General features: G+C 70.3%; 13 protein-coding genes. 1 reads left to right on the top strand and 12 read right to left on the bottom strand.

Going from position 1 to position 14,313, the window contains the following annotated elements; genetic code table 11:
• From E2E34_RS21225 to E2E34_RS21200, 6 genes are all read right to left on the bottom strand, one after another.
• Positions 1 to 1,577 (bottom strand): beta-N-acetylhexosaminidase (locus tag E2E34_RS21225; protein WP_138903510.1); only part of this gene is annotated, 1,577 nt, incomplete at its 3' end.
• 4 nt (positions 1,578 to 1,581) lie between these two features.
• Positions 1,582 to 2,415 carry a carbohydrate ABC transporter permease gene (locus E2E34_RS21220; RefSeq protein WP_138903509.1) on the bottom strand — a complete coding sequence of 278 codons (834 nt, stop codon included), beginning with the start codon at positions 2,413 to 2,415 and terminating at the stop codon, positions 1,582 to 1,584.
• Positions 2,412 to 3,314 (bottom strand): carbohydrate ABC transporter permease, encoded by a 903-nt coding sequence (locus E2E34_RS21215; RefSeq protein ID WP_138903508.1) that lies wholly within the window; start codon positions 3,312 to 3,314, stop codon positions 2,412 to 2,414. The genes E2E34_RS21220 and E2E34_RS21215 overlap by 4 nt, the downstream gene beginning before the upstream one ends.
• Positions 3,311 to 4,624 carry an extracellular solute-binding protein gene (locus E2E34_RS21210; RefSeq protein WP_138903507.1) on the bottom strand — a complete coding sequence of 438 codons (1,314 nt, stop codon included), beginning with the start codon at positions 4,622 to 4,624 and terminating at the stop codon, positions 3,311 to 3,313. The genes E2E34_RS21215 and E2E34_RS21210 overlap by 4 nt, the downstream gene beginning before the upstream one ends.
• A 216-nt stretch (positions 4,625 to 4,840) precedes the next feature.
• Positions 4,841 to 5,152, bottom strand: a complete 312-nt coding sequence (locus tag E2E34_RS21205) for a DUF3039 domain-containing protein (protein ID WP_138903506.1) — start codon at positions 5,150 to 5,152, stop codon at positions 4,841 to 4,843.
• Between the two features lie 30 nt (positions 5,153 to 5,182).
• Entirely contained in the window at positions 5,183 to 5,779 is a 597-nt protein-coding gene (locus E2E34_RS21200) for a YqgE/AlgH family protein (protein WP_138903511.1), read from the bottom strand.
• A gap of 253 nt (positions 5,780 to 6,032) precedes the next feature.
• Here E2E34_RS21200 and murA point away from each other — a divergent pair, with 253 nt between their 5' ends.
• Complete coding sequence (murA, locus tag E2E34_RS21195; protein WP_138895473.1) at positions 6,033 to 7,373, top strand: UDP-N-acetylglucosamine 1-carboxyvinyltransferase; 1,341 nt, start codon at positions 6,033 to 6,035, stop codon at positions 7,371 to 7,373.
• 85 nt (positions 7,374 to 7,458) lie between these two features.
• Here the strand turns inward: murA and E2E34_RS35540 are convergent, their stop codons facing one another.
• The 6 genes from E2E34_RS35540 to E2E34_RS21170 form a co-directional block, all read right to left on the bottom strand.
• Positions 7,459 to 7,620 carry a hypothetical protein gene (locus E2E34_RS35540; protein ID WP_167518341.1) on the bottom strand — a complete coding sequence of 54 codons (162 nt, stop codon included), beginning with the start codon at positions 7,618 to 7,620 and terminating at the stop codon, positions 7,459 to 7,461.
• Positions 7,621 to 7,881: 261 nt separating this feature from the next.
• Positions 7,882 to 8,163, bottom strand: coding sequence for an HU family DNA-binding protein (locus E2E34_RS21190; protein ID WP_028815325.1), 282 nt, complete (start codon positions 8,161 to 8,163; stop codon positions 7,882 to 7,884).
• Between the two features lie 328 nt (positions 8,164 to 8,491).
• On the bottom strand, positions 8,492 to 9,925 hold the full coding sequence (locus tag E2E34_RS21185; protein WP_138903505.1) for an NAD-dependent malic enzyme: 1,434 nt from the start codon (positions 9,923 to 9,925) through the stop codon (positions 8,492 to 8,494).
• 371 nt (positions 9,926 to 10,296) lie between these two features.
• Complete coding sequence (locus E2E34_RS21180) at positions 10,297 to 12,714, bottom strand: HelD family protein (protein ID WP_425573386.1); 2,418 nt, start codon at positions 12,712 to 12,714, stop codon at positions 10,297 to 10,299.
• A 129-nt stretch (positions 12,715 to 12,843) separates the two neighbouring features.
• Positions 12,844 to 13,599: an anti-sigma factor family protein gene (locus tag E2E34_RS21175; protein WP_138903503.1), complete on the bottom strand. Its 756-nt coding sequence runs from the start codon at positions 13,597 to 13,599 to the stop codon at positions 12,844 to 12,846.
• The gene (locus E2E34_RS21170) at positions 13,596 to 14,225 is read right to left on the bottom strand and encodes a sigma-70 family RNA polymerase sigma factor (protein ID WP_189716016.1); all 630 of its coding nucleotides are present in this window, start codon (positions 14,223 to 14,225) and stop codon (positions 13,596 to 13,598) included. Before E2E34_RS21170 ends, E2E34_RS21175 begins: the two co-directional genes overlap by 4 nt.
• Positions 14,226 to 14,313 lie beyond the last annotated feature (88 nt).

The raw sequence follows: 14,313 nt of genomic DNA, 5'->3' as shown, positions 1-14,313 counted from the left end.
GGGCCGCCCGGTGGGCGGTAGTCGACCCCGAGCGCGTCGAGCCGCTTGTAGTGGGCCGCCATGCGCGCCTCGAAGCCGGCGAAGTCGCGTTCGGCGGGTGCCGGCAGGTCCGCCCAGGCGACCTCGGCGAACGCGGCGAGGCGGGGGAACGTCTGGTAGTCGACCCGGCTCTGGTTCTCCATCACCTCGGTCCAGACGTTGGCCTGGGTGCCCAGGACGTGCCGGGCCTCCTCGGGCGTCAGTTCCGGCGGTACGGGCTCGAAGCGGTAGACGTCCTCCAGGGTGCGGACGTACCCGATGGGCATCGGCTCGTCGGGGCCGCCGTCCTGGCGGTGGTCGAGGTACACCTGCTGCTCGGGACACATGACGACGTCGTGCCCGGCCCGGGCGGCGGCGATCCCGCCGGCGTAACCGCGCCAGGAGGAGACGGCCGCCCCCGGCGCGAGGCCGCCTTCGAGGATCTCGTCCCACCCGATCAGGCGGCGGCCGCGCTCGGTGAGCCAGGTGTCGAAGTGCCGGACGAACCAGGACTGGAGTGCCTCCTCGTCCGTCAGGTTCAGCTCCTTCATCCGCGCCTGGACGGCCGGGGACCGCTTCCACTGGTCCTTCGACGCCTCGTCGCCGCCGATGTGGACGAAGGTGGAGGGGAAGAGGTCGAGGACCTCCTCGAAGACGCTCTCGAAGAAGCGGAGGGTGTGGTCGGTGGGGGCGAGCACGTTCTGGCTGATCCCCCAGGTGTCCCAGACGGAGAGGGGGGCGTCCGTGCAGCCGAGTTCCGGATACGCGGCGATGGCCGCCTGCGAATGGCCCGGGATGTCGATCTCGGGGACGACGGTGATGTGCCGTTCGGCGGCGTACGCGACGATCTCGCGGATGTCGTCCTGCGTGTAGTAACCGCCGTGCGGTGTCTCGGTCCACAGGTCCGAAGCCCGGTGGCCGTATTTGGTGCGCGCCCGCCATGCGCCGGTCTCGGTCAGTTTCGGGTGGCGCTTGATCTCGACGCGCCAGCCCTGGTCGTCGGTGAGGTGGAAGTGGAAGACGTTGAGTTTGTGCGCGGCGAGCAGGTCCAGATAGCGCAGCACGCCGTCCTTGGGCATGAAGTGGCGTGCCACGTCGAGCATCAGGCCGCGCCAGGCGAAGCGCGGCCTGTCCTCGATGGCCACCATCGGTACGGACCACTGGCGGGCCGGGTCGAGGGGCGCCCGCCGGAAGGCGTCGGGGCCGAGCAGTTGACGCAGTGTCTGCGCGCCCCAGAAGACGCCCGCCGGGCCTCCGCCCTCGATAAGGACCAGGTAGCCGTCCACGACGAGGCGGTAGCCCTCCGGGCCCAGGTCCTGCTCCACCCCGGGGTCGACGCGCAGTTCGACGCGGTTGCCGCCGCTGTCGCGTTCGGTGTGGGCGCCGGTGCCGTCGGGCAGGGGCAGCCCGGTGGCGGCGCCCACCGTGGCGCGCAGCCAGCGGGCGACGCCCTCGGTGCCGGGCCGGGCGAACAGGGCGGTGTCGTGGCCGAGGGGGTAGTGGCCCTGGGCGGGGGGCGCCCAGGGAGCGGCTCCGGGAGCCGGTACCAGATCGAGCATGGCGTCAGTCCTTAACCGCTCCGCCCAGCCCCGAGACCAGGCGTCGCTGTACGAGTACGAAGAAGACCAGCACCGGGACGGTCATCACCGTCGACGCTGCCATGATCCCGCCCCAGTCATTCTCCTCGGGCTTGAAGAAAACCAGCAGCGCCATCGGAAGTGTCGACTGCGAGGTGTCGCTGATGATGAAGGACTTGGCGAAGAGGAAGTCGTTCCAGGTGGAGATGAAGGAGAAGACGCTCGTCGCGACAAGGCCCGGGAAGACCAGCGGGAAAAGGATCTGCCACAGGAAGCGGGAGCGGCTCGCGCCGTCGATGTACGCCGCTTCCTCCAGCGCCTCGGGAACGGCTTTCACGAAGCCGCGCAGCATCCACACGGCGAAGGGCAGCGAGAAGGCGATGTGCGGCAGGATCAGCGAGCCGAGCGTATTGAGCTGCCCGAAGTCCCTCATGAGGAAGAAAAGAGGGATCGTCAGCGCTTCGATCGGCACCATCTGCGCGACGAGGAACATGATCAGGAGGGTGGTGCGGAACCTGAAGCGGAATCGGGTGACCGCCGTGGCCGCCAGGAATGCGATGAGCGCCGAGGCGATCACCACGACCGACGCCACGAGCAGGCTGTTGAGGAAATAGCGGCCGAATTCCTGCTGTTCGAATACCCGCCGGAAGGAGTCGAGGGACGGGGAAAGGGTCCACGGCCGGGCCTCGGTCGACTGGATCTCACCCGCCGGTTTGAACGCGGAAAGCACCATCCAGTACAGCGGAAAAGCCACGATCAGCGCGATCAGCAGCGCCGACGCCTCCGCGGCGAGCCGCCAGGGACGGCGTACGAAGGTCATATCTCTTCTCCCTGACGTCGCAGCAGCCGCAGGTACACAAGCGTGACCGCGAGCAGGATCACCAGCATGACGACGCCGATCGCCGAGCCCAGGCTGTACTGCGAGGAGGCGAACGCCTTCTGGTAGGCGTAGACGTTGAGCACGAGGTTCTGGCCGGCGATGCCGCCGCCGTTGGTCATGACGTAGATCTGCGTGAAGATCTTGAAGTCCCAGATGACCGACTGGATGGTGACGACGACCAGGATCGGACGCAGCATCGGCGCCATGACCGACCGCCAGATCCGCCACTGCGAGGCCCCGTCGAGGGACGCCGCCTCCAGCACCTCTCCCGGGATCGCCCGGATGCCCGCGTACACGGTCACCATCACGAACGGGAACGAGCACCAGACGACTTCGAGGAGGACGAGCGCGAAGGCGCTGTGGCGCCCGTACGTCCACGAGTGGTCGCCCAGGCCCAGCACCTTGTTGACGGGGCCGAAGTCCGGGTCGAAGAGAAACACCCAGACGGTGGACCCGGTGATCGCCGGAGTGGCCCACGCGCCGAGCGCGGCCGTCATCAGCGCGAGCCGGGGCACGGCCCGCACCCGCGTCAGCAGCACGGCCAGCGCGCAGCCGACCGCCAGGGTCGCCAGGACGCAGGCCGCCGCGAAGACGACCGTCGCGAGGAGCACCTGCCAGAACTGCGGGTCCTCGAAGAGGGTCGCGTAGTTGCCCAGGCCCTTGAAGGTGGTCGGCTCGCCGCCGCTGACCTGCGCCTGGGTGTACTCCAGGAAGGAGATCAGGCCGAGCTGGTAGATCGGGTAGACGAGCAGGCCGCCGAGCACGACGAGGGCGGGTGCGAGGTAGAGCCACGGCGTCCACCCGCCGCCGCGCCGTGCGGCCGCGGTCGTACCGCTCAACGCGCCGCGCCGAACGCGTCGTTCATCTTGCGCGCCGCGTCCCCGGAGGCCGCCTCGACGTCCTTGCGGCCGCTGACCACCTCCTGGAACATCGTCGGCAGCACGAGCGAGGAGTCGATCTGCGCCCAGCCCGCGGAGGCCGGCGCCGCCTTGGCGCCCGCCGCGAGCGTCTTGATGAAGGGCTCGATGAACGGCTCCTTGCCGGCGGCCTTCTCGCGCACGTCGGTGTACGTCGGCAGGAAGCCCATCGCGTCGAAGAGCTCTGCCTGCGTCTTCTTGCCGGCCAGTTCCTTCATCAGGCCGACGGCGAGCGTGCGGTGCGAACTGCTCTTCAGTACGCCGAGGTTGTTGCCGCCCGCGAAGGCGGGGGCGATCTCCCCGGCCCTGACGCCCGGCAGCGGCACCACCGCGTACTTGCCCTTCACCGTGCCCGCCTCTACGGCGGCACGGCTGAAGTCGCCGCCGATCACCATGCCCGCCTTGCCGGACGCGAAGGCGGTGACGGTGTCGTTGCCGCCCATCTCGGCGCACTTGGCGGCCGGGCAGTTGTCGTCACCGAAGAGCGAGGTGTACGCCTTGATGCCCTTGCGCGCGGCCGGGCTGTCGATGGCGGAGGTGTACGTTCCGCCGCTCTCCTCGGCGAGTTCGCCGCCATGGGCCCAGATGAAGGGCATCGCGCCGTACGTGTAGGCGCCGCCGACCGCCAGCCCGTACAGACCGGGCTTCTCCGCACGGATCCGCTTCGCGGCGGCGACGAGTTCGGCCTGCGTCTTCGGCGGCTCCAGGCCCAGGTCGTCGAAGACGTCGGTGCGGTAGTACAGCGCGCGGACGCCGACGAAGAGCGGGGCGCCGTACACCTTCCCGTCGACGGTCACCGACTGCTTCGCCGTGGGGTCGGTGTCCTCGGCGTCGCGCCAGGCGCCGAACTCCTCGGTGATGTCGGCGAGTCCGCCGTCCTTGACGTATCCGGCGGTGTCGGTGTTGCCGTACTCGATCAGGTCGGGGGCGCTCTTCGGGTCGTTGAAGGCGGCCTTGATCTTCTGGGCGCGGGTCTCGACCGGTATGTACTCGATCTCGACGTCGGCACCCTCGTGGCGGGCCCGGAAGGCGTCGACGGCACGGTCGACGACCTTCTGCTTGGGGCCGTTGCTCACTTCCTGGAAGAGCCAGACGCGCAGCGTGCCGCTCTTCTCGTCGTTCTTCGCGCTGGTGTCGGAGGTCTGCGGGGCACAGGCGGTGGCGGTGAGACCGGCCAGGCCGGCCAGTACAAAGCCGGCCGCGGGCACGGCCAGGCGGGCGGAGAGCTTCATCCTGGGACTCCTGTCAAGTCGACGTTGCAACATACGCAACGTCGGTTTCGCGCTGCACAACAGGCAGGAATCTAGATCGGCCCCCGCGAGCCGACAAGAGGTCTGAACCACCTCTCCACCACCTTGTGACCGGCGGGAGCACCCCGTGCAACGCGAACGGCCCCCGCGGCGCGCCGATGCGCGCCGCGGGGGCCGTCCCGTACCTACCGCTCGGGGCTACTTCTTGCCGCCGCCGTCCTTGCCGCCCTTGCCGCCCTTGTCCTTGTCGCCACCCGCGCCCAGAGACTCGAAGATCTCCTTGCACATCGGACAGACGGGGTACTTCTTCGGGTCGCGGCCCGGAACCCAGACCTTGCCGCAGAGCGCGACGACGGGCGTGCCGTCGAGGGCGCTCGCCATGATCTTGTCCTTCTGGACGTAATGGGCGTACCGCTCGTGGTCTCCGTCGCCGCGCGAGGTCTGCGGCGTCGGCTCGACGAGGGTCCCCGTACCTGCCCCGCGCTCGGGCTCGGGCTCAAGAGTGCTCATGGCGTCCAAGGGTACCCACCCCCGGCGCGATCAGTTCAGGCTCGGATCGTCCGGATAGGTCGCGATCATCGCCAGCTTGCTGCGCTGCCGGCGCAGTACGGCCCGCCACAGGCTCTCGGGCTCCGGCGACGACACGTCGCCGGGTTCGGACTCCACGACGTACCAGGCGCCGGTCTTCAGCTCCTCCTCCAGCTGGCCGGGTCCCCACCCCGAGTAGCCGGCGAAGATCCGCAGCGAGCCGAGCGCCGCCGCGAGGAGTTCCGGCGGGGCCTCCAGGTCGACCAGGCCGATCGCGCCGTACACGCGCCGGAAGCCGACGGGGTCCGCCCTGCTGGAGCGCGGCCGGGAACGCGGGAAGCCTTCGTCGCCGGGGATCACCGCCACACCCAGCGCGGAGTCGAGCGCGACGGGGCCGCCCTGGAAGACGACGCCCGGGTCTCCCGCGAGCCCCGCCCAGGGCAGCAGGATGTCGCCGACGCCCACCGGCGTCGGGCGGTTGAGCACCACACCGAGCGAGCCCTCGTCGTCGTGGTCGATGAGGAGCACCACCGCGCGGTCGAAATTCGGGTCCGCCAGGGCCGGGCTGGCCACCAGCAGCCGTCCTGTGAGCGAGGACACCTCCGTCATGGCAGACATGATCCCGCACATTGCCCCTCCGGGGGGAGCGGACGGCGGTGAGGGAGCGTGCGCAGCTCAGGGCGCATCGCAGCAGTGGGAGCGCGCACAGCCGGAACGTCACCCTCCGCAGAGGCGGCTGTGCGGAGCGTGTTGTGTCTGATTCATGACATGAGCGCACCCCCCTTGGCCTTACGGCACAGGGGTAGTCGCCCCTTACTCTTTTCTCTGGCCACCTGTCCGACAACTCCGGAACGCGAGATCCATGACCGGCACTGACGATGTACTGCTTGTCCACGGCGGCACCCCGCTCGAGGGCGAGATCCGCGTCCGCGGCGCGAAGAACCTGGTGCCGAAGGCGATGGTCGCCGCGCTGCTCGGCAGCGGTCCGAGCAGACTGCGCAACGTGCCCGACATCCGGGACGTGCGCGTCGTACGCGGACTTCTCCAGCTGCACGGCGTGACGGTCCGGCCCGGCGAGGAACCGGGCGAGCTGATCCTCGACCCGTCCCACGTCGAGTCCGCCAACGTCGCCGACATCGACGCGCACGCGGGCTCCTCGCGCATCCCGATCCTGTTCTGCGGCCCGCTGCTGCACCGGCTCGGCCACGCCTTCATCCCGGGCCTGGGCGGCTGCGACATCGGCGGCCGGCCGATCGACTTCCACTTCGAGGTGCTGCGGCAGTTCGGCGCGACGATCGAGAAGCGCGCCGACGGCCAGTACCTGGAGGCCCCGCAGCGGCTGCGCGGCTGCAAGATCCGGCTGCCGTACCCGTCGGTCGGCTCGACGGAGCAGGTGCTCCTGACGGCCGTGCTGGCCGAGGGCGTCACCGAGCTGTCGAACGCGGCCGTGGAGCCCGAGATCGAGGACCTCATCTGCGTACTGCAGAAGATGGGCGCGATCATCTCCATGGACACCGACCGGACCATCCGGATCACCGGTGTCGACTCGCTCGGCGGCTACAACCACCGCGCGCTCCCGGACCGCCTGGAGGCGGCCTCCTGGGCGTCCGCGGCGCTCGCCACCGAGGGCAACATCTACGTGCGCGGCGCCCAGCAGCGCTCGATGATGACCTTCCTCAACACCTACCGCCGGGTCGGCGGCGCCTTCGAGATCGACGACGAGGGCATCCGCTTCTGGCACCCGGGCGGCCCGCTCAACGCGATCGCGCTGGAGACCGACGTGCACCCCGGTTTCCAGACCGACTGGCAGCAGCCGCTGGTCGTCGCCCTGACGCAGGCGTCGGGGCTGTCCATCGTCCACGAGACGGTGTACGAGTCGCGCCTGGGCTTCACCTCCGCGCTGAACCAGATGGGCGCGCACATCCAGCTCTACCGCGAGTGCCTCGGCGGTTCCGACTGCCGCTTCGGGCAGCGCAACTTCCTGCACTCCGCGGTCGTCAGCGGCCCGACGAAGCTCCAGGGCGCCGATCTGGTCATCCCCGACCTGCGCGGCGGCTTCTCGTACCTGATCGCGGCCCTCGCGGCCCAGGGCACGTCCCGGGTCCACGGCATCGATCTGATCAACCGCGGCTACGAGAACTTCATGGAGAAGCTCGTGGAGCTCGGCGCCAAGGTGGAGCTGCCGGGCGGCGCGCTCGTCTGAGGATCTCCCGTCACGCCGAAGGGGCGGCCGTCCGGTTCACCGGACGGCCGCCCCTTTCCGTGCCGCCGGGGCCTCGTGGGCCCGCTCATTCCCTCTCGGCCGACACCGAGGAGCCCTTCGAAGCCTGGCCGTCGTCGCCCGAGGAGGCCGGCGCCGTGCCGAGGCTGGCGGCGAGGGTCGCCGTGAGGAGGGCGGCGCCCACCACGAGGAGGGAGCGGCTCGGTCGGGCCGGGTGGGATTCGCGCACGGTCTACTCCTGGGTCGCTGAGTCGGCGATCGCGCGCCTTACCAGTTTCACCGGACGTAAACCTCTTGCCTGCGGTCCGGTCTCCGGCGGCGACGGAAAGCCGTGAGCGGCCGTCTGCGGCGGTACGACGGCCGGCCCGGCTTCCCGGGAGCGGCCGGGCCCCTGCGGCCCTCCACCGGCGAGGCAGCCGTGCGGTACGCCGAAGGGGGCGGCCGCCCGGCGTGTTCCGGACGTCCGCCCCCTTCGGGACTGCCTTGGGTGTTACTTGCCCTTGGCGGCTTCCTTGAGCTTGGAGCCCGCGGAGACCTTCACGCTGTAGCCGGCCGGGATCTGGATCGGGTCGCCGGTCTGCGGGTTACGAGCGGTGCGAGCGGCACGGTGGGTGCGCTCGAAGGTCAGGAAGCCGGGGATGGTGACCTTCTCGTCGCCCTTGGCGACAATCTCGCCGACGGTCTCGGCGAGAGCGGCCAGCACGGCGTCGGCGTCCTTGCGGGTCACGTCGGCGCGGTCGGCCAGGGCGGCCACCAGCTCACTGCGGTTCATGTTTGTACTCCCGTGTTCTTCTTGCCTGTAAGGCGTGAGATCGAAGCCGATGCTGCCAGGGCCCTCGGACAGTCCCCGGACCCGGGTCTGTCGTCAGACCCTCGCGCCCAAATACGCATCCTGCCCCCACCAGCGGCGGGAAAGCCAATCCGGCACCCTCCGGAGTCACACGAAAAGCGCCACAGCCTCGACTTGGTGACGCTCCGTCCGCTGCCGGAAGCGGACCGCAGGGCTCTGCAGGGGTCCTGCGGGCTCATTGCCCGCCACCCTAGAGGGGCCCGGGAGGCCCCGCGACCCGCGACGCGCCGGGTGATCCCCGCCGGAGGGGTCAGGCGGACGTGGAACCCGTCACAGCGGAGCCGACGGCCTTCGCCGCCGTACGGACGGCGCCGGCGACCGCGCCCGCCACCTTGTCGTTGAAGACGGACGGGATGATGTAGTTCGCGTTCAGCTCTTCCTCGGTGACGACGTCCGCGAGGGCGGCCGCGGCGGCGAGCATCATCTCCGTGTTGACGGTCCGGGACTGGGCGTCCAGGAGGCCGCGGAAGACGCCGGGGAAGACCAGCACGTTGTTGATCTGGTTCGGGAAGTCGGAGCGGCCCGTGGCCACAACGGCCGCCGTCTGGCGGGCGATTGCCGGCTCGACCTCGGGGTCCGGGTTCGCGAGCGCGAAGACGATCGCGCCGTCCGCCATCGCCGCGACGTCGTCGCCGTTCAGCACGTTGGGGGCGGAGACGCCGATGAAGACGTCCGCGTCGACCACGGCCTCCTTGAGGGTGCCGGTGACACCCTCCGGGTTGGTGTTGTCGGCGATCCAGCGCAGCGGCGACTCGGGCGTCGCGTCCACGAGGTCCTCGCGGGCCGCGTGCACCACACCGTGGATGTCGGCGACGACCGCGTGCTTGACGCCCGCGGCGATCAGCAGCTTGAGGATGGCCGTACCGGCCGCGCCGGCGCCGGACATGACGACCCGTACGTCGCCGATCGACTTGCCGACGACGCGCAGCGCGTTCGTCAGCGAGGCGAGGACCACGATCGCGGTGCCGTGCTGGTCGTCGTGGAAGACGGGGATGTCGAGGGCCTCGCGCAGGCGCGCCTCGATCTCGAAGCAGCGGGGCGCGGAGATGTCCTCGAGGTTGATTCCGGCGAAGCCGGGGGCCATGGCCTTGACGATCGCGACGATCTCGTCGGAGTCCTGGGTGTCCAGGCAGATCGGCCAGGCGTCGATGCCGGCGAAGCGCTTGAAGAGGGCCGCCTTGCCCTCCATGACGGGCAGCGCGGCCATCGGGCCGATGTTGCCCAGACCGAGCACCGCGGAGCCGTCCGTCACCACGGCGACGGAGTTGCGCTTGATGGTCAGGCGGCGGGCGTCCTCGGGGTTCTCGGCGATCGCCATGCACACCCGGGCGACGCCCGGCGTGTAGATCATCGAAAGGTCGTCACGGTTGCGGATGGGGTGCTTGGACGCCATCTCGATCTTGCCGCCGAGGTGCATGAGGAACGTACGGTCGGAGACCTTGCCCAGGGTCACGCCCTCGATGCCGCGCAGGCCCTCCACGATCTCGTCGGCGTGCGCCGTCGAGGTCGCCGCGATCGTGACGTCGATCCGCAGCTTCTCGTGGCCGGAGGCGGTCACGTCGAGGCCGGTCACGGACCCGCCGTGGGACTCGACGGCCGTGGTGAGCTGGCTGACCGCGGTCCCGCTCGCGGGGACCTCCAGCCGGACCGTCATCGAGTACGAGACGCTGGGCGCCGTTGCCATGGCCGACTTCCTCTGCTTTTCCTGGCTTCATTGCTGCGCGGCCGTGACTGTTGCCCGGCAACGCCTTCCGATGGTCGCACCTACCTGCGGGTAGCAGGTAATGCGGTCATTTAGTTTTCGGAAAGTGTTTTCCACCATACGAGAACCGCAGGTGAAACAGAAGAGGCCCGCGGTACCCGAGGGAACCGCGGACCTCTTCTTTGTATGTATGCACCAAGATCAGGTGGCACCGACCCGCCATGCTCGCCTCGCGGCAAGTGGTCGCTCGAAGCGACGAAGGTTGGGCCCGGGGGCTTGGATCGAGCCGGTGCCACCCCCAGGCTAACAAACCACCCCGGGAAGTGATTCCCCGATGACGGGCCGGCCCGGATTCAGTCCCGCAGCAGGGCCGGCACTCCGTCCGCGTCGGGCCGGTCCCGCTCCCCCGCGACGACCGTGAGCTGCTGCGTCGCGCGCGTCAGCGCCACGTACAGCACCCGCAGGCCGGCCGGGGACTCCTCGGCGATCTCGGCCGGCGACACGACGACCGTCGCGTCGTACTCCAGTCCCTTGGCCTCCAGGCTGCCGAGCGCCACCACCCGGTCGCCGAGCGGCGCGAGCCACTTGCGGGCCTGAGCGCGCCGGTTCATCGCGACGACCACGCCCACCGTGCCGTCCACGCGGTCCAGGAGGCGCTGCGCCTCCTCGCGGGTGGTCCGGGCGAGCCCCTCGGTGCCCCCGGCTCCCGGTACGGCCGTGAAGCGCGGCTCCACGCCCGTCGAGCGGACGGCGGCGGGCGACTCCATGCCGGGCATGGCGCGCTCCAGGACCTTGGCGGCCAGCGCGGCGATCTCCGCCGGGTTGCGGTAGTTCACGGTGAGGGTGAAGCGGCGGCGCTGACGGGCCCCCAGGGCCTCGTCACGGGCGGCGGCCGCCTCGTCCGGGTCGGTCCACGAGGACTGCGCCGCGTCGCCGACGATCGTCCAGGTGGCGTGCCGGCCGCGGCGGCCGACCATCCGCCACTGCATGGGCGTCAGGTCCTGCGCCTCGTCGACGATCACATGGGCGTACTCGGTGCGCTCCTGCGCGAGCCGCTCGGCCCGCTCCCACTGCGTCTCCTCGCGCTGCGGCATCAGCTCTTCGAGGCCGCTGAGCTGGTCGAGCGGGTCGTACTCGCGCTTGCGCCTGGGGCGGGCGGGGGTGCCGAGCAGGGTGTTGAGCTCGTCGAGGAGCGCCACGTCGTGCACGGACAGCGGGCCGTTGCCCTCCGCGTCCAGGCGGTGCCAGGAGCGGGCCAGGCGACGGGTCTCGCGCGGGTTCAGGGCGCGGCGGGCCCAGCGGCCGAGGCGCTTCTCGTCGGCCATGGCGGCGAGCACGCGGCGCGGGGTCAGCTCGGGCCACCAGGCGTCGAGGAAGTCGATGAAGTGCTGCTCGGTGGAGATGTCCTCGTCGAAGCCGGAGCGCAGCTCGGCGATCAGCTCCTGGTCCGTGTACCGGCCCCGGCCGCTGGACTTCGACCACAGCGCGTCCAGGAGCAGCTTGCGGGCGCGCGGGCGCAGCAGGTTGACGGGAGCGGTGCCGCTGAGGACGTTGTGGCGGATGCGGTCCAGTTCGTCGGCGTTCAGCTCCACCCGCTGGCCGAAGGCGACCACGCGCAGGCGGGTGGGGGTCTCGGCCGCCGGTGCCTCCTGCTGCTCCTCGTCGCCGAAGGCCAGCTGGCCGTCCTCGGCCGGGGCCGGGGCGGGCGGCGCGTCCAGGGCGCCGCGCGCCGCGTTGCGCAGCACCTTGAGCATCCGAGAGGAGCCCTTGACGCGGGAGACGGCCGGTTCGTCGTACGTCGTCGCCTCCGCGCCGTCGACCAGCGAGCCGACCGCGCGGATCGCGACCTGGCCCTCCTCGCCGAGCGAGGGCAGCACGCCCTCGGTGTACGCCACGAGCAGCGGCGTCGGGGACACGATGAGGATGCCGCCCGCGTACTTCCGCCGGTTCTGGTAGAGCAGATACGCGGCGCGGTGCAGGGCCACGGCGGTCTTGCCGGTGCCAGGGCCCCCGGACACCTCCGTGACGGAGGCGGCAGGGGCGCGGATGACCAGGTCCTGCTCGGCCTGGATCGACGACACGATGTCGCGCATGGTGTGGCTGCGGGCCTGGCCGAGGGCCGCCATGAGCGCGCCGTCGCCGATCACGGGCAGCACGGCGCCGTCGAGCGTGGCCGTCAGCTCCGGGCGCATCAGGTCGTCCTCCACGCCGAGGACCTGGCGGCCCTTGGAGCGGATGACCCGGCGGCGTACGACACGGCCGGGCTCCTTGGGCGTGGAACGGTAGAACGGCGCCGCGGCGGGCGCCCGCCAGTCGATGACCAGCGGGGAGTAGTCGGAGTCCAGTACGCCGATGCGCCCGATGTGCAGCGTCTCCGCGATGTCCGCCGTGAGGTCGGGGCGTACCGCGTCGTCGGCCGGCTCCACCGAGGTGAACGCGCCGTCCGGGCCCTTCTCGCCGTCCTTGCCCCGGAGCAGGTCGATGCGCCCGAAGAGGAAGTCCTCGAACTCGTTGTTGAGCCGGTTGAGGTGGATTCCGGCCCGGAAGACCTGCGCGTCCCGCTCGGCGAGCGCGCCGGGGGTACCGACCTGGCCGCGCTTGGCGGCGTCGTTCATGAGGAATTCCGCCTCGTGGATCTTCTCCTCCAGACGGCGGTACACCTGATCCAGATGATCCTGTTCCACACCGATCTCGCGGCTCCGTGCCGACTCCTGCGAGGAGGAGTCGGCCACGGAATTCACGGAATCGACAGCGGCATCCTGCGCGGCCACCGAGGCCCCCTTCTGACGTGCTGCGGGCAGCCGTCAACCGTACGCGACGGTGGGCGGCGACCGCACCTGTCAGGAGCGGGCGATTGTGGTGATCTGTCGGGATTCTGCCGGGCTACGCGCGCCCCGCCGTCACGCCCGGACCTCGACGAGGCGCTTTCCGTCGAAGGTGCGGACCTCGAAATGGTCGATCTCGCCGCGGTCCATCGCCGCGCCGCCGTGGACGTACAGCGGGTTCTTCGCCATCTCGTGCGTGCTGCCCGCGATGCCGTAGCCCCACTTCGGGACGGCCCAGCTCGTCACCGTCTCCTCCTTGCCGTCCTTCGAGACGGCGATCAGGCTGCACTTCAGCGGGCCCTTGACGTTCTTGAGCTCCAGGACCGTGTGGGTGCCCCACGCCTTCTTCTCCATGCCGACCGTCGCGCTGACCTTGGTGGAGGCGTCGGTCGCGACGATCTTCTCCTCCATGTGGTTGAAGAACGCGTCCTCGGCCGGGCTCGTGGGGTGCGGTTCTCCCGCGATCTGCCGGCCCTGGTCGTTGCCGGAGGTCGCCACCACCGCGACGGCCGGGCCGCCGATCACGAGTACGGCGGCCGCCGCCACCAGGTACAGCCCGCGGCGCCGGCGCCGGGCGCGGCCCGCCGCGACCTCGTCGGTCAGCCGGGTCAACAGCTGCTGGCTCGGCTCGGTCAGCCTCGGCGGCGGTCCGGGGGATTCGGCCAGCGCCGCCATCATCGGCTCCATGCCGGCCATGTCGTCGAGCTGGGCGGCGCAGAACTCGCAGTACGCCAGGTGGGCCTCGAAGGCGGTGGCTTCCGCATCGTCCAGGATGCCGAGTACATAGGCGCCCACGGCGTCGTGCTCGGAGTGCCGGTCGTGCGTCGTCATGCCGTCACCCCTCGTTCCTCCAGTGCGAGCTTCATCGAGCGCAGTGCGTAGAAGACCCGGGACCTGACGGTCCCGCTGGGTATGCCGAGCACCTCCGCCGCCTCATTGACGGTACGCCCTCTGAAATACGTCTCGACAAGTGCTTCCCGGTGGGCGGGAGTCAAATCGTCGAGTGCGTCGGAGAGCGTCATCAGCCACAACGCCTTGTCGATCTCGTCCTCCGCGGGCATGACCTCCAGCGGTGACGGATCGACCTCCTGCGGCCGGGACTGCCGGCTGCGATGGTTGTCGATGACGATGCGTCGCGCGACCGTCACCAGCCAGGGGCGGACAGAGCCGGTCGCCCGATTGAGCTGACCGGCGTTCTTCCAGGCACGAATGAGCGTCTCCTGGACGACGTCCTCGGCGCGCTGGCGGTCGCCGGCGACGAGACGGAGTACATAGGCGAGCAGCGGTCCCGCGTGTTCTCTGTAGAGCGCGCGCATCAACTCCTCGTCGGGGGTCGCTTTCTCGGCGCGCGGTCGCTCGCTGCGATGTCGAGCCCTGTGCTGACGGCTATCTGCCACGGCCGCATCCTCGCGCACCCGAACCTCCCGGTCGAGACCCTGTGTGGCTCCCTCCCCCATCACTACGTGTGGGCTCGGCGATCGACTCAACGCGATCCGAAAAACTTTTCAGGTTTGTGTGGGTGCCTGGGTTTGGGGTGGAAGTGGG

The organism is Streptomyces albidochromogenes (genome assembly GCF_005981925.1).
Lineage (GTDB): Bacteria > Actinomycetota > Actinomycetes > Streptomycetales > Streptomycetaceae > Streptomyces > Streptomyces albidochromogenes.
Note: the sequence above shows the minus strand (reverse complement) of the source record. Positions and strands in the feature narration are given on the sequence as shown.